Genomic DNA, 19389 nt, shown 5'->3' on the forward strand with positions numbered 1-19389 from the left:
AGGAGTTTCAGCATGGAAGAACGAGTTATCATTTCAATGATGCATTGTTATTTCATTGCCCTCGGCGTTATGATCGGGGGCTGTTTCATCGGCAGTATTGGTGCTTTTGCTACTGGAGAACCACCACTCACCGCCATCAAGCGTATTTCCAGCGGTATTCGGATCTGGGCTATCATTGCGGCAATCGGCGGAACATTCGATGCCATTACTAATTTCGAAAAAGGTATCTATCAAGGGGCGACTTTTGATGTCATCAAACAAATTCTTATCATCATCGCTGCGATGGGAGGAGTAAAAACCGCACTCTTGATCATCGGCTGGTTCATCCAGGAGGATGTCTCCTAATGCACATACCGCCGATTTATAAGCAGACTGGGTGGCAGCGCTTTTTGGTCGGATTTTTCCTTGGGGGAATCATTTCCTATTTTGTCTATCTGTTCATGTATGGCACATTATTTGAAGACTGGGTGAAGGAAAAAGTAGAAATGGAAGGCACGATACACGACTTGGAACGGGATATCGAAGTACTGAAGGACAACAATGAAGAAATGAATGAACTGCAGCAGGAAGGTCTTCTTATTGATGAAATCACGGTTGCTATTGAACCAGATGACAGCCTGGAGCTGGACAAATTGATTGAGCATGAACTAAAGGAAGCGATTAAGGAAGAAGCACGCCATATGATCGGCCGCAGTGTTAATGGAGCTGTCCAAAGCACCCCTCTATTGCTAGGCGCGATTGAAAATAAGGTTTATGAACTGGATGGATTTCGGTATAAAGTCGCTGTCAAGCAGCTGATCATTTCCGAGATCCTCTACTTGACAGTGACAGTGGAGACAGACAGTTAGTTTGATTCAAACTGACGGCAAATATCTTGCAAATCCCGCTCGAGTCTGGCAGCTTCATCCCAGCTGTACACCGTAGCACCAGAAGCAAACGCATGACCGCCGCCATTGTATTTCCCGGCCAACCCATTGATCACAGGCCCTTTCGACCGGATCCGCACTCGAATCTGTTCTTCTTCTTCAACGAAAAACAGCCATGCTTTGACGCCTTCTATACTGGCTATTGTGCCGACAAGCTGACTTGTTTCCAAAGAAGTCACTCCGTAGGATGCAAGAATATCCTTTGTAATACGGATTGCACAAACACCGGTTTCATGCAATTCCAGTTGCTGGAGGATATATCCCTGAAGTCTGGCGACACCAAGCCTCGAAGCATACAGTTTTTCATAAAGCACCGTCCGGTCAAAGGGATGCTTAATCAATTCACCAGCATAGTGGAATGTCTTCTCGCTTGTTGAGGGGAATAGGAAACGTCCCGTGTCACCGACAATACCAGCATATAATAACATTGCGCCCCGAGTCGTCAGCTGAAGCTCTGGATGCGCTGTATACAATTCGTAAATCATTTCACTTGTTGAACTGGCTGTAGGAACAACCCACTGAATATCTCCATATCGATCCACTTCCGGATGATGATCTATCTTGATGATTTCTTTGGCTAGCTTATACCGCTGGTCAGAAATACGCGGCTGATTAGCAGCATCGCAAATAATGACAAGCGCTTGCTCGAATACGCTGTCAGCTATTGTATCCATCTCTGCCAGGAATGTCAGTGATGGATCAGCATCACCTACAACCCATACCTGTTTATTTGGAAATGATGCCTTTATGATTTCACTCAATCCGACCTGTGAGCCATACGCATCCGGATCCGGCCGGACATGGCGCTGAATGATGATTGTTTCATATTCTTTAATTCTTTCCAGGATTTTATCGTGCATCATATCCCCCTCTATGTATCTGCCTCAGCGATCCAATAACTGTGCCATAAGCAGTGCTTTTGCAACTAATGTTTTCTTGTTACTATACACTTCCACATCCATTTTCGCCAGCTTCCGACCAACTTCCAGTATTCGCGGCTTGATGAGGATCGTGCTGTCCAGCTGAATGGGACGCAGGAAATAGACGGATATATTATCGACTACCATATCCCCCTTCTTCATCTTCCGGACAAAACGTCGGCTTGCTTCCGTGACAAACGTTGTCAGAACCCCGGTAGAAAGACTGCCAAGCTGATTTGTCATCTGCGGAGTCACTTTCCCTTGGAATACGATGTCTGGCGCCTCATCTTCCAGCAAATCTATCTCTCTCGTTACCAAATCCTCAATTGTTTCACCGATTTGCGGCTGCAGCTGGATCTGCTGAAGCGCTTTTAAAACATCCTGCCTGGAAATCAAACCCTGCAGTTTATGCTGCTGATCGACAACCGGAATAATCTCGATACCTTCCCAAACCATCATATGAGCAGCATATGCGAGGGTCGTATGCTTCTGAACGGTAAGCGGATTCTTTGTCATTGCCTTTACAACCGACAGCTGTCTGTCTTTATTGATGATATCCTTTGAGGTGACCATTCCTGTTACCTTTTGGGCAGCATTAGTTACTGGATAACGTGTATGAGTCGTTTCCGCATTGAACGTATACCATCTTTCAAGCGTATCCGTTTCCTGCAAATGATATGTATGCTGCATTGGTGTGTAAATATCCTCTACTACAATGATCTCTTTCTTGATCATCTGATCATAAATCGCTCGGTTAATCAGTTCTGCAACCGTAAATGTATCATAGCTCGTCGAGATGACAGGAAGCTCCTTCTCATCTGCCAAACGCTTAATACGGTCATCCGTGTCAAATCCACCGGTTATGAGCACAGCCGCCCCTTCCTTGATTGCCAGTTCATGCGCTTCAATACGGTTACCGACGATGAGCAGAGCATCCTTTTGGGTATAGCGCATCATAGCATCAAGTTCCATCGCACCGATAACGAATTTATTAAGCGTTTTATGCAAGCCATCCCTGCCTCCAAGCACTTGCCCATCCACGATCCCAATAATTTCCGCAAAAGATAAGCGATCGAAATTATCCTTGATCTTTGTTTCGATCCTTACAGTACCGACACGCTCGATTGTACTGACCAGCCCTTTATTCTCCGCCTCTTTGATAGCACGGTAAGCGGTTCCTTCACTTACATTCAATTCCTTGGCAATTGCACGTACGGATATCTTCCCGCCAACCGGAAGGTTCTCAATATATTTAATAATCTGATCGTGTTTTGTCGACATTCGTTCACCGTGTCCTTATCTGTACTAGTCTTTTTTTATCTATTGTTATTGTACAGTTTTTAGGTGAAGGTTTCAATTTAAGAAGATAAATTGCTGTTTATCTTAGAAAATAACATTCTAAAATCATTCAAATCACTATAACAGATAAAAACAGCATCCTATCACAGGATGCTGTTTTCTTTAGATTGTAATGGATTGACCAGGCTCAAGGTGGACACCTTGACCAGGTTTCACTTTTTCAGCAAATGCCGCGCCATCCTGTTCAATCAATGGGAATGTATTGTAATGAATCGGAACGACTTGTTTGGCCTTTACCCACTCAGCAGCAATCAGCGCATCCTCTGGACCCATTGTGAAATTATCTCCAATAGGTAGCAAAGCAACGTCAATGGAGTTCGTATCTCCAATAAGTTTCATATCCGAGAACAAACCTGTATCACCTGCGTGATAGATTGTCTTTCCTTCAGCAGTGAACAGAATCCCTGTAGGCATTCCCATGTAGTGGGTGCCATCTTCATCTGTAATAGCACTGCTGTGAAATGCTTGAGTCAGCTTTACACGTCCAAATTCAAATTCATGTGCACCGCCGATTCCCATTGGATGTGTGTTCAATCCTTTGCCTTCCAAGTAGACTGCCAATTCGTTCGGCGCTACCACTAGCGCACCGGTTCTTTTAGCTATCGAGATTGTATCTCCGACATGGTCATTGTGGCCGTGTGTCAGCAGAATCACATCTGGCTGCACATCGTCTGCATTCAAATCACATGTAGCATTTCCAGTGATGAACGGGTCGATTAATATCGTATGCTTTTCGGTAACAATCTGTACTACAGCTTGTCCGTGGAATGAGATTTTCACGTTTACAGCCCCTTTTCATTTTTTCGCATTTAGTTTACCACAGTTATATACGGAAGAAACGCAATACGTTTTTTGCTATACTGTGGGAAAGGAGGTTTTACCATGCAACACAGAATCGATACATTATTAAACCAGCTAAAAGGTGACCAGGCAGACAGCGTGTTCATCACCTCCATGGAGAACGTGTATTATGTGAGCAATTATTATACAGATCCGCATGAACGACTCGTTGCTGTTTTTGCAGATCAAAAGGATGCACCACTGCTGATCCTTCCGGCAATGGAAAAAGAAGACGCCCTACAAGCCGGCTGGAAAGAAGAAATGCTTACATACCACGACCATGAGGATGTCTGGCAGCTGTTCAAGGATTACTTGAAAGAACGAGGCCGTATTCCAGCTTCCATGGGAATTGAAAAGGATCATATGTCCGTAATGCGTTTAGAGATGCTGCAGCATATTCTGCCAGATACGGCATTTACGAATGCAACGGAACTCCTGCATAATCAACGCAACATCAAAGACAAAAAAGAATACACATTGTTGAAACAAGCAGCGGTCCTTGCTGATTTCGGCGTCAAGAAAGGCATCGAGGCAATCGCAGCCGGAAAGAGTGAATTGCAGATTACAGCGGAGCTTGAATACGCATTGAAGCAAGAAGGAGTAACGAGCATGTCATTTGCGACAACCGTTTTGTCCGGTGCGAAGACCGCCTCTCCGCACGGAACTCCGGACGGCAAACAGATTGCACCAGGAGATCTCGTTTTATTCGATTTAGGCGTCATCTTCGAAGGCTACTGCTCAGATATTACCCGGACTGTTGCTTATAAGCAGGTAACAGCTGATCAGCAGCATATCCATGATACTGTGCGAATCGCGCTCGAAAAAGCGACAGCAGCATCACGTGCAGGAACTGCCATCTCAGAAATTGATAGAGCTGCCCGCGGCCATATCGAACAGGCTGGCTATGGCGAGTATTTTACGCACCGTGTCGGACACGGATTGGGAATCGGCGTACATGAATTTCCATCATTGTCCAGTAACAATACACAAGCATTACAGGAAGGCATGTGCTATACCATCGAGCCTGGTATTTATTTACCTGGGGTCGGCGGCGTACGTATCGAGGATGATATTTTCCTTACAAAGAACGGTCCGGATGTGCTTACAGCTTATCCACGCGATCTTCAAATTATCGACTAAAAAAAGAGCATCTGCTTTAGGGCAGATGCTCTTTTTTATCTCTGCAGCAGTTTGTCAGCTGCTTCAAACGTTAGATCATGGGCTTCCGCTACTGCCTGATACGTCACAAAACCATCCAATGTGTTGATTCCTTTTGCTAGCGATGGATTGTTCAGACAAGCTTGCTGATATCCTTTATTCGCAAGCTGTAATGCATAAGGAACGGTTACATTTGTCAGCCCGATCGTTGAGGTACGCGGAACTGCACCCGGCATATTGGCAACTGCGTAATGCAGCACATCATGCTTGGTGTACGTAGGGTTATCATGTGTCGTAATTTTATCAGATGTCGCAAAAATACCTCCCTGGTCAATTGCGACATCGACGACAACAGATCCTGGCTTCATGCTGGCAATCATCTCTTCAGTCACCAGCTTCGGCGCTTTGGCACCCGGTATGAGAACAGCTCCAATAACTAAATCCGATTCTTTTACGGCCTCCGCGATATTAAGCGGATTGGAAACAACCGTATTGATTGAGCTGCCGAACAAATCGTCAAGCTCACGCAGACGCTGCGGACTCAAATCGACAATCGTGACATCCGCACCAAGACCCACGGCGATTTTTGCTGCATTGGTTCCAACAACACCGCCGCCAATAATCGTGACTTTACCTCGCTTGACTCCTGGTATTCCAGACATTAAGATACCGCTGCCGCCATACGGCTTTTCCAGGAATTGCGCACCGATTTGGGATGCCATGCGGCCAGCGACTTCACTCATCGGTGTAAGAAGCGGCAGGGAGCGATCCTCCAGCTGAACTGTTTCATAAGCGATAGCGACGACCTTCTTCTCGATCAAAGCATTCGTCAACGACCCTTCTGCTGCGAGGTGCAAATATGTGAAAAGAATGAGACCTTCATAGAAATAACCGTATTCTTCCGGAAGCGGCTCCTTAACTTTCATAACCATTTCCTTACTCCAGACATCCGCCGCAGTCGGGACAATAACAGCACCAGCTTGCTCATATTGTTCATCTGTAAAGCCTGATCCGAGCCCTGCACCTGTCTCGATGTACACGTCATGTCCTGCTTCATGCAACAGTGTCACGCCAGATGGTGCCATAGCAACTCGGTTTTCGTTATTCTTAATTTCCTTCGGTACGCCAATCTTCATTCTGCTTGCCTCCATTTCATATGTAACAAGACTTAGCTTTCGTCCCAAGTATACCATTGTTTCCGCTTATGAAAACGCAAAAAAAGCCAGTCCCATTAGGTCTGGGACTAGCTTTTCTGCTAAATTATTTTGTTACAGTTTCAGAAAGGCGGACTGTGTCTCTTGCAATCATAACTTCTTCGTTTGTTGGGATAACAATTACCTTCACTGGAGAGTGCGGATAAGTTAGGAATTGTTCTTTCCCGCGTACATTATTCAAGGATGGATCATAATAGACACCCATGAATTCCAGTCCTTTAAGGACACGTTCACGAACAGTCGTACTATTTTCACCTACACCAGCAGTGAAGATGATTGCGTCTACTCCGCTCATACGCGCAGCATAAGAACCAAGGTATTTGTGGATTCTTTCTGCAAAGACATCAAGTGCAAGCTCTGCACGCTCATCGCCTGCTTCAGATTTGCTTTCAATGTCACGCAAGTCACTGGAGAAACCAGATAGCGCAAGCATTCCGCTCTCTTTGTTCAATACATGCAATACTTCATCAGCTGTTTTGCCTGTTTTACGCATGATGAATGGAATAAGTGCAGGGTCGATATTACCAGAGCGTGTACCCATCGTTACACCAGCTAGTGGTGTGAAGCCCATGGATGTATCAACTGATTTTCCGCCTTCGATAGCAGCAATACTTGCTCCGTTACCAAGGTGGCAAGAGATCAAACGAAGCTGTTCAACTGGTCGGTCCATCAATTCAGCAGCACGCTGGGATACGTATTTATGGCTTGTTCCGTGGAAACCATATTTACGGATGCCGTATTTTTCATAATAGTCATATGGAAGACTGTATAGATAAGACTCAGGTGGCATTGTTTGATGGAAAGCTGTATCGAAAACGGCAACAGCCGGAATGTTCGGCAGAATTTCCTTGAATGCACGGATTCCTGTTAAGTTTGCTGGGTTGTGTAATGGTGCTAGCTCAGATACTTCTGCAATCTCTTCCATCACTTGGTCTGTGATAAGAACAGAGTCACTGAATTTCTCTCCGCCGTGTACAACACGGTGGCCAACACCGTCGATTTCATCCAAGGAAGAAATGACGCCAGTGGAAGTCAGCTTTTCAAGCAACATTTTTACTGCTTCTTCATGATTTTCAATATCTTTAGTTGTTTCATCTTTTTCACCATTGAATTTGATAGTGAAGATGGAATCATTCAGTCCGATACGTTCTACGAGACCCACTGCCTTTACATCTTCCTCAGGCATGTGGATTAGCTGGAATTTTAGTGAAGAACTACCAGCGTTGATTGCTAAAATATTACTCAACATGTTCAGCCCCTTGTAAACTTTTACGTACTTCCCTATTTTACCTGTCTCGACAAGCTCATTGCAAGATATGTCGAGGACTTGTTTTAGTTTTCATTAATTTTTTTAGTTTTTTAAACCAGATAGCTCATTATCGAACCAATCGTTGATCTGTTTCAGGACATTTGCCATCGCATTTGGATTCTTGAAGGACGGAAGCTGTACGAGCAATGCTTGCTTCGGCGCTTTAGTTAGCGTCCCCTTTTTCTGCAGAATCAAAACACTTTTCGCTTGGGATTCATTTTTGAACATGCTCTCAGGAAATTGGAGTAATCCGACGATATGTGCATGCTGCTGCAGGAATGTATGCAGCGAACGAGCTTGATCACTTTCAAACAAGAAGTTCGGCACAACAAATAGCAGATAACCGCCTTCCTTCGTATAATGAAGGCTCTGTTCAATGAACAGATGGTGGGAGTAAGAATGCCCCTCTTCCGCTTTTAGTTCAAATTGTGCCGCTTGCATATCATCAGGGTAATAACCGACTGGCAAATCACTCACAACCAAATCGACTGGCTCGAGAAGGAATGGCCGCAGGCTGTCTTGATGGAAAAATTCAATTTGCCTTTGCTGCATATTGGCATTCATGACAGCAAGCTGAATCAATGTCGGATCCACATCACTGCCGTAAGCATGCCCTTCCCTCTCTACTTGATTCAAAACTGCCGTAAGCAGATTACCTGTACCTACAGCTGGATCGAATATACGGAAATCTTCATTTTCCCCAACAAGTTTATTCGTCAAGTAACCGATTAGCATCGCAACAGTATCAGGTGTCAGCATGTGCTGCTGCTGGGTTGCACCTTTCATACCTTTTAGGATAGACAGCTGGATACCTTTACGGATCTCCTCTTTTTTATAGCTTTGGCCATCGAAAACAGCCGCGTGCTTCTCCAGCTGCTGTTTTAATAATGGCTGTTCCGTAATTTCTGTATCGCGATCCAATATATATTCCATTGCTGCACCAAGTGCATCAAGATAAGGTATGTTTTCACGTGTTTCCAATGCCTCGGCCATTTGGTCAAGTGCTTGGTAAACCTTTTCGACATTCTGTTGTTCCACGTATCTTTTCCTCCATTTCTCTGCATCTGCCTTATTGTATCAAAAGCAGCGGACAGAAGCGAGAACAGGCTCTGCTGCAAGCAAAAAGCCCAGCCGAAGCTGAGCTTTGCTTTTTAGCCGAAGAAATGCATCAATGCTGTTGCACCGATAACCGTAGCAGCACCACCAAGACGAGTGGAGATCTGCGCGAACGGCATCAACGCCATACGGCCGGATGCAGAAAGGATCGCAACGTCCCCAGTACCGCCAAGACCGCTGTGGCAAGCTGTAACGATACAAGCTTCAACAGGATACATATTCATCAATTTACCTACAAAGTAACCAGTAGCAGCCATTGCGATTACAACGGATGCACATGTTACTGCGAATCCGATCGTGAAGACACTTGCTACATCTTCAAGCGGAATGAAGACAATACCCAAACCAACCATTAAAGGCCAAGTAAACGCAGTAGATACGAATTTGTACAATTGCTGTGCACCAGTTTGAAGCTTCGCAGGCAACAAGTTACCAGACTTGATGATTGTTGCAGCAATGATCATGATGATTGCGCCGGAAAGTGTGAAGCCAGCCACTACATGAATCCAATGCTCGACAACTCGTCCAAGAACGAACAAACTCATTGCAACAAGGAGACCCGCTCCCATCAAACTGAAGTCGATTGCTTTAGTTGAGCTTTCTTTTGCAGCTTCCAATACTTTATCGCCCTTGTTGGAGCGAACTAGTTTATCATGTCCTGCAAGCTCTGGGCGTTTTTCACCGAGTTTCTTCATTAGTCCAGCGATGATGATGGCACAAACGTTACCGATGATAGCAGCTGGAACCAATTGAGAGATATAAGTTGAAGCATCTCCGCCAAGAACACCTGCATAACCAGCAGACAATGGAAGGATACCTTCACCGATACCACCAGCGATAATTGGTACAACAATATAGAAGAAAGTATGATGCATGCTGTAACCAAACAGCATACCCACTAAAGTACCAACTGTTACTGCCGCAATCGTACCAGTTACCAATGGGATGAACATACGGATGAAGCCTTGGATAAGGACTGTCCGGTTCATACCAAGAATACTACCTACAACCAAACACGCGATGTAGAAGTAAAGGAAGTTGGATCCGTCTGATGTCATCAGCTGATCGACTGCTTCCAAAGTTGAAGAACTCAATGTACCAAAGAATACAAGCATGGATGGGACGAACAAGGATAGAATTGCTGGTCCTCCGATGCTGTTGAAGTAAGGTATGCGCTGACCGATATCCCCTAGCAGCACACCTAGCACCATGATGACTGCGAAGCCGCCGATCATGTCAGTAGGCAATTGGTTGGTGTATGCTGCAATAAGAACGATAATTGCTAATACGATATACACCGGAAGCGGCATAACACCGACTTTCCATTCCATAATTTTGTTAAAGCCTGATGGCTTTTGGTTGTTGGATTGAGGATCGCTTGTATGCGATTTCATTTCCATAGTAATGCACCCCCTAAGTAGATACGACTATTCTAATTTAACCAAAATTAACTGTGTTATTTTTTAACTAAACTAAATATAATATAACTTTTGTAATTAAAAAACGACATGCAAGTTTTCTTAGCATTCCTAGTTGAGACATGGCGGATACATACCTTTTCTAACCAGTTTTTCTGGCATGTAAGCTGCAATACCGGAATACAATAGCGTGATAAACAAAGGAGTTGCTGATAATGAAGGCAATAACGACGCGGCGTTACGGTTCTCCTGCTGTACTCCAATCTGAAGAAGTCCCTGATCCAGTACCCAAAGACGATGAACTGCTTATTAAAGTACATGCCGTCTCACTCAACCAAGCTAATTTAGTACTGCTGAAGGGCAAACCCTTTCTCGCTCGTTTTGCATATGGGTTATGGAAACCGAAGCATATCATACCTGGCAGCGATATTTCAGGTGTCGTGAAAGCTGTCGGCAAACAAGTAAAACGCTTTAAACCAGGCGATGAAGTATATGCTGATTTGTCCAATTATGGATTCGGCACGCTGGCTGAATATGCTTCTGTTCCAGAGGAGGCACTGGCCTTGAAACCGGCCAAACTTTCCCATCTTCAAGCAGCAGCTGTTCCTCTTGCTTCCTTGACCGCATTACAAGCTTTACGGGATGCAGTCCGATTACAGCCAGGGCATCGCATCATGATTTATGGCTCATCAGGAGGTGTCGGAACTTTTGCCGTCCAAATCGCCAAAGCTTTTGGAGCAACCGTCACTGCCGTTTGCAGTAAGAAGCATAAGGAGAATATGAAGCTATTAGGTGCTCATTATATATTGGAGTATGAAAAAACCGATTTAACCATGTATTACGGCTCCTTTGACGCAATTGTGGCGGTAAATGGCTATCAGCCGCTTGCTACCTATAAGAAATTACTTAACAAGAATGGCGTGTACGTGATGGTTGGTGGATCTGTTGCCCAAATGTTCGAAGCGATGCTGCTTGGCCCCATCTTCACGTTGGCAAGCAGTAAAAAGCTGGGTAACTTCCTAAAAAAACATAATACAGAGGACTTGGCAGAGCTGACAAATCTAATAGAAGAAGATAAAGTCCGTCCCTTAGTGGATCGAGTATATCCATTCCAAGAATGTAAAGAGGCCTTCACTTATCTCGATCAGCACCACGCATACGGTAAGGTTATCATCACAATTCCTAATTAAAAAGAAGCCTATAAAAAGGCTTCTTTTTTTGTCAGATATATTGACTGATATGATGGGAGGTATTTGCGTTAACACGATATTTAAAGACTGGTCGTCCAATGCTGCCGTAATGCATTTCCACTTCGAGCAGCTGCACATCCTCCAGGAACTTCAAATATTTCCGTACGGATACTTGCGACATTTCCGTTTCTTTTGCGATATCCTCCGTCGTGAAGAAATTATAACGGAAAGTCAGGATACTGTTCCAAACGACCTTAAGGGTACTTCTTGTCAGACCTTTCGGCAGCTGCATCATTTGCTCCTGTTCAGGCAGCTGCAGAAGCTGGCTGTCTAATTCCTGCTGCGTCATCTCTTCTTTGTTGCTGAAGATAAGCTGACGTTTTCGATAGCCGCTTAAAGCATTCTGGAAGCGGTCGAATTCGAAAGGCTTAATTAAGTAATCGACAGCCCCATATTGCAGCGCTTCGCGAATCATCGGTTTCTCGCTTGCTGCAGAGATGATGATAGCATCCACTTTCTGGTCGCGTTTACGAATCTCTTTAAGTAATTCTATTCCGTTCTTACCTTTCATATATACATCCAAAAGAAGAAGGTCGACTTCATTCTGTTGAATGAAATCAAGTGCTTCTTTATAATTCTGAGCCGCTCCGACTGCTGCAAATCCGCTCATTTGTTTAACATAGCGTTTGTTCAATTCGCTAACCATCGGATCGTCTTCCACGATCAGTACTTTAATCATTTGTTACATCCTCCTGTGTATCATACGGCAGCTGGACGCTGAAGGTGGTTCCTTCGCCTGGCTCGCTTGTCAAGACAAGATAGCCGCCCAGCTTCTGCACATAGTCTTCCACTTGATATAGGCCAAAACCGCGGTCGTTTCCTTTTGTGGAATAGCCTTGTGTGAATATTTTCTCCTGCTGCTCTTTACTGATACCTTTTCCTGTGTCTGTCAGCTCTAAGAAAAGCTGTCCATCGCTATACTTCATGGAAAGCTGGACGCGCTTCTCTGGCTGCTGATCGACAGCATCCACTGCATTGTTCATTAAATTACCTAGAATGGTAATGAGCATCTGATTCATCTTTTCAGATGTATTCGGTATTGTATCTCTGCAATCCACTTCCAGCTGGACACCATTTTCCGCCATATAGCTTTTCTTCCCAAGCAGAAAACCGGCCAGGATAGGATTCTTAAGATGATGAATCATGGCAATCGTAGCAGATCTCTCTTTACCGGCGACGTTTTTCACATAGCGCTCCAGCTGATCGTAATCTTCCAATTCCAATAAACCAAGAATCACATGCAGCTTGTTCATGAAATCATGTGTCTGCGCTCTTAAAGCGTCCGCGTACAGCATTGTATCCGTCAGCTTCTCGTTTAAATGGTTATATTCAGTACGATCGAGAAAAGTCGCAATCGCCCCTTCGGTTTTTCCTTTGATTTGAATTGGGATTTCATTCATCACCAGCGTCAATCCATTATGCTCGACCTGACGGCCAATCAACGGTTTATTCCATGCTATGACATGATGAAGCTTCGTAACTGGAAGCACATCATCGACGTGACGATTCTTCAGCTCTCCTTTGATCCCCATCTCTTCCAGCAATCTTTTTCCTTCTTTGTTGACCATTTGAATTTTCCCATTTGTATCGACAGCCAACATCCCGTCTTTGATCGATTCCAGCATTGCAATCCGCTCACTCAAAAGAGCAGCAATCTCGTCAGGTTCCATCCCATGCATGATCTGCTTTATTTTCCGTGCCAGCAGGACAGCTCCGATCAGACCAATAACTAAACTAAGTATCGTAGCCAAATATAATGGCAAACGGTTGTTACGAATGATCTCATTCAGCTCATTCATCGTTATTCCGACAGCAACAACTCCGACTTGCTGTCCTTGTTCATTGTAAATTGGGGCAAATGCCCGCAAACTTAGCCCAAGCGTCCCTTTTGCTTTCGAGACAAATTCTTTCCCTTGTATAGCCGGAGTTTCATCTCCGCCGGCAAATCGTTTTCCGATCTCATCCGGATCCGGGTGACTCAGCCGAATGCTATCCATATTCATCACTACGACAAAATCTGCATCTGTAATTCCCATGGCCTGCGTGGTAAACTTCTGCAGCGTCTCAGAATCTTGCTCATCTGCTGCTTTTACGACGACTGGATCCACCGCTATCAGCTTAGCTGTTTGCAGTACACGTTCCCGTTCCTGGGATTTGATATTATTACTCGTCTCAATTCCAATCATGACGAATGTCGTCGTCACAGCCAGAATTACGACTATGAATACCAGTGCAGTCATCTGCGTCCGCAGATTTATCTTCTGTTTCAAGTATAACCTTCTCTCTTTTCGCTTTCCCGTTTCAAGCTCAGTATCTTTAAATTATAGCGGAATAATGCCGGATTATAAACTAAAAAAACCACCAACAGGCGGCCTTTTAGTCAATATATCGTCTCGTCATCGAATCGTTGCGATTTTTGCTGCTTTTTCTGCTTCGGATTCTGCTTGAGCATTTCTTGGATTTTCTCCACTGCAGCCGGTGCTGCTTCAATCAGCTTTTCATATAAATGTGTCTGTTCATCCAGATGAATCATCTTGACACCTTTATGACCTACGATGAGAAAGGCTATCGGGGTGATGGAAACACCGCCGCCGCTTCCCCCACCAAAAGGCAATTCCTTTTGATCACTCTTACCTTCGGAAGCAGCGTCAAACTCGCTTCCTCCTGCTGCAAAACCAAAACCAACACGAGATACAGTCAAGATGATGCTTCCATCCGGTGTTTCCACCGGATCGCCGACAATCGTATTGACATCGATCATTTCTTTCAGGTTTTCCATAGCGGTTTTCATTAAGCCTTGAATCGGATGATCTGCCATATTGCTCCTCCTATCTTCCTCTGGCATTGGATATAATAGCCTGCATAGCTTTCCCGGTACGAATAGACACTATGCATTGAAAGCTCGTATCAAAGAAGGAAGCTTGAAAAATCGGCTGCACTTGGATGTCGAAAGGTTGTTTGGTTTGGAAATTCGATCGGATTATCTGATTGGCTATTCCTTTTAAAGCCCACACCAAACCAACAATTGTGCCTGTAGCAGCTGCATCAGACATACCGATCGTCGTATGCCAGCGGAATTTCTGCAGCTCTGCACTTTTCGTAATCTGCCGCAAATAGGGAAAGGACTTCCAAATTCTTTGCAGATCTGTAATGAAATTGTTCAGCTGCTGCTTCATATCATCGGTGGACGTGTGTTCAATAGATGATTGCTGTTTAATTTGACGCTTATGCACACGTATACCGAAAACCAGAATTTGAATATGCCAATGATTCTTATCATAACGAATATGTATCGTCACTTTAGCTGCCAGAGCCATTGTGATCAATAGCAGCAAACAAACCGCAAATATGGCTATCCACATATTCTCCAGCCCCTCTCACAGCATAGGATGAGCAATTCTCTTTATTTTTACACAGAAAAGGAGCAGCGAACGCTGCCCCTTTATGCCATACTTATGAAATTATCTGCTTAATTGCTCTTGTGCTGTGCGTACAAGACGTTTAGTGATTTCTCCTCCAACAGATCCGTTGGCACGAGAAGTTTCGCTTCCGCCAAGCTGTACACCGAATTCTTGTGCGATTTCATATTTCATTTGATCTAGTGCTTGTTGCGCTTGAGGTACTACTAGCTGGTTGCTTGAGTTGTTGTTAGCCATTTTGTGTCACCTCCTTGTACAAGTAGCATGCGCTGACAAGGAGATTAACATACGGATTTTTTATATGGGAAGTTCTTACAATAAATCAGCGAAAGGCGCTTTATCTTCTTCTGGCAATGCAGTGATAATCTCTGTTCCTTCGATAGCTCGTTCGAATTCAGCCGAGAAGTCGATTGTGCCTTCATACAGATGGACCTTTTCACGGCGAGGCTTTGTTTTTGGTGCCTCTGGTACAAATACTGTACAGCAGTCATCATATGGGCGAGTTGAAATTTCATAGGTATCGATTTGTTTTGCAATATCGATGATGTCAGACTTGTCCATTGTTATCAATGGACGAAGTATCGGATAATTCGTCACTTCGTTGATTGCAAACATACTTTCCATCGTCTGACTCGCGACTTGACCAAGGCTTTCTCCGGAAGTAAGCGACATGATACCGTTTTTTTCCGCAATTCGTTCACTGATACGCAGCATCATCCGACGCATGACTGTCATGCTATAGCCAAAGGGTATTTCTTGATGCACCTTCACCTGTAAATCTGTGAATGGAACAACATGAATCTTCACTTTAGCACCGAATTTCGATAATGTTTGTGCTAAGTCGATCACTTTCTGTTTTGCACGTTCATTTGTATAAGGCGGTGAATGGAAATGGATTGCTTCGATTTCGACACCGCGCTTCATAGCCAGATATCCTGCGACAGGACTGTCGATACCGCCTGATAGCATTAATAGAGTTTTGCCTGAACTGCCTGCTGGCAAGCCGCCCGGCCCCTTGATTTTTTGGCCAGTTACATAAGTTGCTCGCTCGCGAATCTCCACCATGATGTCCACACCAGGTTTCCTTACATCAACAGGATAGCCCTCACTGTTCTGAAGAACGTACGCACCGATACGCTGATTCATCTCCTGTGAATCAATCGGGAATCGTTTGTTTGTTCGTCGGCAAGAGATTTTGAATGTCGTTCCTGCTGGATTATCGAGCAGTAGCTGCAATGCAGCTTGTTTGATTGCCTGCTCTTCATTTTCCGTCCGGATAGCCAAACTGAAGCTATGGATGCCGAATATATGCCGGCATGCTTCTACGATCGGTTCATGATCTTCCCCATGAAGATGAATATACATCCGGTCGCGAGTACGTTCTACTTTCGCTTTCGGGTAAGATCTGATTTGGTCCTTCACATTATATTCCAGTTGTTTGGTGAAATGCTTACGATTCTTTCCTTTTAGTGCCATTTCTCCATAACGTATCAATATATGATCATACTGCATAAGCTTACCTCATCACTTTCTTTAATTGTGTTAATGTCTTTTCAAGTATCTCCAAGAAATAGTCGACTTCTTGCTGTGTATTATCATAAGAAAAACTCACACGGATAGCAGATTCCGCCTGCGCATCCGGCACCCCGCAAGCGAGCAGCACCGCACTCGCGTCGCTGTTTTTGGAAGAGCACGCTGATTTTGTCGATACATAAATATCCTTTTCACCAAGAGCATGCACCAATACTTCCGGCTTCAATCCGGGAACAGAAAAGTTCATGATATGCGGAGCACCAGCAGGAGGAGAATGAAGTACAACGCCCTCCATTCTTTCCAGTCCAGCCCAAAGTCGCTCCCTCAATTCAAAAAGTTTAGCAGGATGGGTCTGCAGCTCTTCCATCGCCAACCGCAGTGCTTTAACCATAGCCGTTATTCCAGGTACATTTTCGGTTCCGGAGCGAAGTGCCTGTTCCTGTCCTCCCCCGGACATCTGAGCAGCTATACGTGTATCAGCAGCTTTATACAGTATACCGCTGCCTTTCACTCCATGAAATTTATGAGCTGATAGCGTACAAAGATGAATATGACTCTCTTTGAGATTGAGTGATACTTTCCCGGCTCCTTGGACATGGTCGACGTGGAAAGTGATAGCAGGAAATTCGGTCAGCATCTGGCCAATTGTCTTAATTGGCTGGATGGTGCCAAGTTCATTATTCACATGCATCACACTTACAAGGATGGTCTGATCTGTTATGGCCGCTTTTATCTTCTCAGCTGTCACATAACCGTACTTATCCACATCAATGTACGTTACCTTAAAGCCCTGGTTCTCCAATTCCGCACAAGTCTCCAAGACAGAAGGATGTTCCACGGTCGTCGTAATAATATGATTCCCTATACGTTTTTTCTGAAATGCCGTTCCTTTAATTGCCAGGTTATTTCCTTCCGTTCCGCCTGATGTGAAAAAAACCTCATTTTCCCCGACATGTAAAAGCTGTGCAGCTTGTTTCCGGCATGCAGTCAACAGCTGTTCTGCACTGCCGCCCAATCGGTGCAGAGAAGAAGGATTGGCGAAATACGCTTGTGCTGCCTCTGTGTAACTGACAAGCACGTCAGGGTGCGGCTTCGTTGTTGCACTGTTATCAAAGTAAATCATATATCCGTCTCCCCTCTGTTCAAAAACTGTCTTTTACTAAAATAAAGCAATCCCTCGCATGTGGCAAGGGATTGCTTTATGTATCAGCTGGGAACCTTGATATGTTTTTCCAAGCGTTCCAGCGCTTTTGGCTCTATATCTTGTAATGCACGTGCAGCCCGTTCCAAGGCTTGTTCGTATTGATATTCACGGAAAAGCTTCTCTGATTCTGCCATTTCGGCAGCAAGCATCGGATATTGGCTGCGGTAACGATTGGAATACTGAATCACTACTTCTGCCAAATAAGCTTGTTCAAGTAAATGCTCAATTTGTTCAATAGTCTTATTGGTGACTTCCTCTGCCTGCTGCAGATGTGTACGGACCTCAGCCATATCTAACGGATGTGCTTCGAGAACTTCCATTGTGCGGGAGGTTTTCTCCTGACTCTCTTCGACCATCTGCCAAACATCCTGCGGTACACCAGGAATATTGCTCTTTTGCAATTTCCGATTCACATCGTACAGCTTCTGCCGCATGTCAGCAATTTTCTCTTTAGCTTCCAATTCATCTTTACGCAATGTCTTGATCTTTTCACGGATTGCCTCGTGTTCCTCTTCTATGGCACTCAGTTCACGGAAGCCCGCTTCCAGCTCTTCCTTCAGCTTCGCATGTGATACGAGCTCATCATCGACCTCTTGCTGCAGCGTCTCAAGCTGTTTGACGAGTCTGGAGATCTTTGTTTCGAGCTTCAGATGGAATTCGACATCATTGTCAGTAAAGAAATAAGATTCCCGAAGCAGGTCAACTTCTTCTTTTGTCTTGATATAGGACTCTGTTTTCTTCTCGACAGCATTGACGTATTGCTCGAATTTGGAATCGACATAATTCTTGGCAACAGCCTCGTTCTCCAGCAGTTGATACATCTCTTTAATGCGGTTTTCCAAAGCAGGTATAACCAAATTCGTCTCTTCTGCATCGCCCGCTTCCAGCTGTTTGATCAGAAGATCCAAACGTTCCTTCTCAGCCTTCAGCTCGTCTTCGAAACCTAGATGATGGATCCGGTAGCCATCTTGCTTCATCTCGCGGATACCGCCCAGCAAATCCGTGACTTGCGCCGGCAGGTCTTGCTTCACCTGCTTGTACACTTGAGGAAATGCCTCAATCTCAGCTTCCAGGGACTCTGTTTTCATTTTCACATCTGTAATGAGTTGGTTAGCTTCGAAGTAGTTACCAGATTCGATGAGTGAATGATAGGTAGCCAGCTGTGTGATTTGCTCAGCAATCGCTGTCTCAAAACGCACATCTGCTTTTCCGAATTGGTGGCGATGCTGCGAAATCGTACGCTTCAGCGTCTGCAGTACAGGCTGTAAAGCCTCTGCCTGCTTGCGAGCTTCTTCTTCCGATGCAAGCAGCTCGTCCAGCTCACGGAACATAGCTTCAATCTTATCCTCCACTCGGGAAAGTGTCACTTCCACTTGCTGCAGATGCTGTTTCGCTTTTTTGAAACGATAGCGGTCAGCACCTTCCTCCGCATCAAAAAGAGCCTCTTCTGTATCTGGAAGCTCTTTGGTTACGATATGATCCCAGCGTTCCTTCCACGATTCGAATTTTTCCTGTGTTTCTCCAGACAGGTTCAACGCTTTCACTTTCGCTAATTCTTCCGATACGTTGCGGTTCGATATATCCATTTTCCAGCTCTCAAGCCGGTCCACTTCATCATAAACTCGCTTTCTCATAATCAAGCCCAAGATGATCAGGGCGATGATTAAAATAATACCTCCGATGATGTACGGCAATGTCCAGCCTCCTAACCAATACTCGGGAA

19 protein-coding genes are annotated in these 19389 nt (G+C 44.8%); 4 read left to right on the forward strand and 15 right to left on the reverse strand.

Annotated features, from left to right (window positions below; genetic code table 11):
- The first annotated feature begins 12 nt into the window (after positions 1–12).
- Both ytrH and ytrI read left to right on the forward strand, forming a co-directional pair.
- Complete coding sequence (gene ytrH, locus ACH6C1_RS11170; protein ID WP_038562204.1) at positions 13–345, forward strand: sporulation membrane protein YtrH; 333 nt, start codon at positions 13–15, stop codon at positions 343–345.
- Entirely contained in the window at positions 345–848 is a 504-nt protein-coding gene (gene ytrI, locus ACH6C1_RS11175) for a sporulation membrane protein YtrI (RefSeq protein ID WP_374077066.1), read from the forward strand. The genes ytrH and ytrI overlap by 1 nt, the downstream gene beginning before the upstream one ends.
- Here the strand turns inward: ytrI and ACH6C1_RS11180 are convergent.
- The 3 genes from ACH6C1_RS11180 to ACH6C1_RS11190 all read right to left on the reverse strand — a co-directional run bounded on the left by ACH6C1_RS11180 (position 845) and on the right by ACH6C1_RS11190 (position 3985).
- Entirely contained in the window at positions 845–1789 is a 945-nt protein-coding gene (locus tag ACH6C1_RS11180; protein ID WP_374077068.1) for a DHH family phosphoesterase, read from the reverse strand. The genes ytrI and ACH6C1_RS11180 overlap by 4 nt on opposite strands.
- Positions 1790–1810: 21 nt before the next feature.
- The gene (locus ACH6C1_RS11185) at positions 1811–3127 is read right to left on the reverse strand and encodes a DRTGG domain-containing protein (RefSeq protein WP_095224607.1); all 1317 of its coding nucleotides are present in this window, start codon (positions 3125–3127) and stop codon (positions 1811–1813) included.
- A 180-nt stretch (positions 3128–3307) separates the two neighbouring features.
- Complete coding sequence (locus ACH6C1_RS11190) at positions 3308–3985, reverse strand: metal-dependent hydrolase (protein WP_095224606.1); 678 nt, start codon at positions 3983–3985, stop codon at positions 3308–3310.
- Between the two features lie 102 nt (positions 3986–4087).
- On the opposite strand from ACH6C1_RS11190, the gene ACH6C1_RS11195 reads away from it, so the two are divergent.
- On the forward strand, positions 4088–5185 hold the full coding sequence (locus tag ACH6C1_RS11195; RefSeq protein WP_374077071.1) for a M24 family metallopeptidase: 1098 nt from the start codon (positions 4088–4090) through the stop codon (positions 5183–5185).
- Between the two features lie 35 nt (positions 5186–5220).
- Here ACH6C1_RS11195 and ald read toward each other — a convergent pair whose 3' ends face one another.
- From ald to ACH6C1_RS11215, 4 genes are all read right to left on the reverse strand, one after another.
- Positions 5221–6339, reverse strand: a complete 1119-nt coding sequence (ald, locus tag ACH6C1_RS11200) for an alanine dehydrogenase (RefSeq protein ID WP_374077073.1) — start codon at positions 6337–6339, stop codon at positions 5221–5223.
- Positions 6340–6463: 124 nt separating this feature from the next.
- Positions 6464–7663, reverse strand: coding sequence for an acetate kinase (locus ACH6C1_RS11205; protein ID WP_095224614.1), 1200 nt, complete (start codon positions 7661–7663; stop codon positions 6464–6466).
- A 105-nt stretch (positions 7664–7768) separates the two neighbouring features.
- Positions 7769–8764 carry a class I SAM-dependent methyltransferase gene (locus ACH6C1_RS11210; protein ID WP_374077075.1) on the reverse strand — a complete coding sequence of 332 codons (996 nt, stop codon included), beginning with the start codon at positions 8762–8764 and terminating at the stop codon, positions 7769–7771.
- A 113-nt stretch (positions 8765–8877) separates the two neighbouring features.
- Complete coding sequence (locus ACH6C1_RS11215; protein ID WP_374077077.1) at positions 8878–10242, reverse strand: 2-hydroxycarboxylate transporter family protein; 1365 nt, start codon at positions 10240–10242, stop codon at positions 8878–8880.
- 233 nt (positions 10243–10475) lie between these two features.
- Between ACH6C1_RS11215 and ACH6C1_RS11220 the strand changes: the two genes are divergently transcribed.
- The gene (locus ACH6C1_RS11220) at positions 10476–11450 is read left to right on the forward strand and encodes an NAD(P)-dependent alcohol dehydrogenase (RefSeq protein ID WP_374077078.1); all 975 of its coding nucleotides are present in this window, start codon (positions 10476–10478) and stop codon (positions 11448–11450) included.
- 31 nt (positions 11451–11481) lie between these two features.
- On the opposite strand, the gene ACH6C1_RS11225 is transcribed toward ACH6C1_RS11220, so the two are convergent.
- The 8 genes from ACH6C1_RS11225 to ezrA form a co-directional block, all read right to left on the reverse strand.
- A complete protein-coding gene (locus tag ACH6C1_RS11225; RefSeq protein WP_366247393.1) occupies positions 11482–12189 on the reverse strand; it encodes a response regulator in 708 nt (235 codons plus the stop codon).
- The gene (dcuS, locus tag ACH6C1_RS11230; protein WP_374077080.1) at positions 12182–13780 is read right to left on the reverse strand and encodes a DcuS/MalK family sensor histidine kinase; all 1599 of its coding nucleotides are present in this window, start codon (positions 13778–13780) and stop codon (positions 12182–12184) included. Before dcuS ends, ACH6C1_RS11225 begins: the two co-directional genes overlap by 8 nt.
- A gap of 110 nt (positions 13781–13890) precedes the next feature.
- On the reverse strand, positions 13891–14328 hold the full coding sequence (gene ytfJ / locus ACH6C1_RS11235; protein WP_095224598.1) for a GerW family sporulation protein: 438 nt from the start codon (positions 14326–14328) through the stop codon (positions 13891–13893).
- Positions 14329–14338: 10 nt separating this feature from the next.
- Positions 14339–14872 (reverse strand): DUF2953 domain-containing protein, encoded by a 534-nt coding sequence (locus ACH6C1_RS11240; RefSeq protein WP_374077083.1) that lies wholly within the window; start codon positions 14870–14872, stop codon positions 14339–14341.
- A 99-nt stretch (positions 14873–14971) separates the two neighbouring features.
- Positions 14972–15166: an alpha/beta-type small acid-soluble spore protein gene (locus ACH6C1_RS11245; RefSeq protein WP_374077085.1), complete on the reverse strand. Its 195-nt coding sequence runs from the start codon at positions 15164–15166 to the stop codon at positions 14972–14974.
- A 75-nt stretch (positions 15167–15241) separates the two neighbouring features.
- Complete coding sequence (thiI, locus tag ACH6C1_RS11250; RefSeq protein WP_374077087.1) at positions 15242–16441, reverse strand: tRNA uracil 4-sulfurtransferase ThiI; 1200 nt, start codon at positions 16439–16441, stop codon at positions 15242–15244.
- Positions 16442–16445: 4 nt separating this feature from the next.
- Positions 16446–17585, reverse strand: a complete 1140-nt coding sequence (locus ACH6C1_RS11255) for a cysteine desulfurase family protein (protein WP_374077090.1) — start codon at positions 17583–17585, stop codon at positions 16446–16448.
- 83 nt (positions 17586–17668) lie between these two features.
- Positions 17669–19360 (reverse strand): septation ring formation regulator EzrA, encoded by a 1692-nt coding sequence (gene ezrA / locus ACH6C1_RS11260; RefSeq protein WP_374077092.1) that lies wholly within the window; start codon positions 19358–19360, stop codon positions 17669–17671.
- Positions 19361–19389 lie beyond the last annotated feature (29 nt).

The sequence above is a fragment of the Terribacillus sp. JSM ZJ617 genome, assembly GCF_044383785.1.
Taxonomy (GTDB): domain Bacteria; phylum Bacillota; class Bacilli; order Bacillales; family Amphibacillaceae; genus Terribacillus.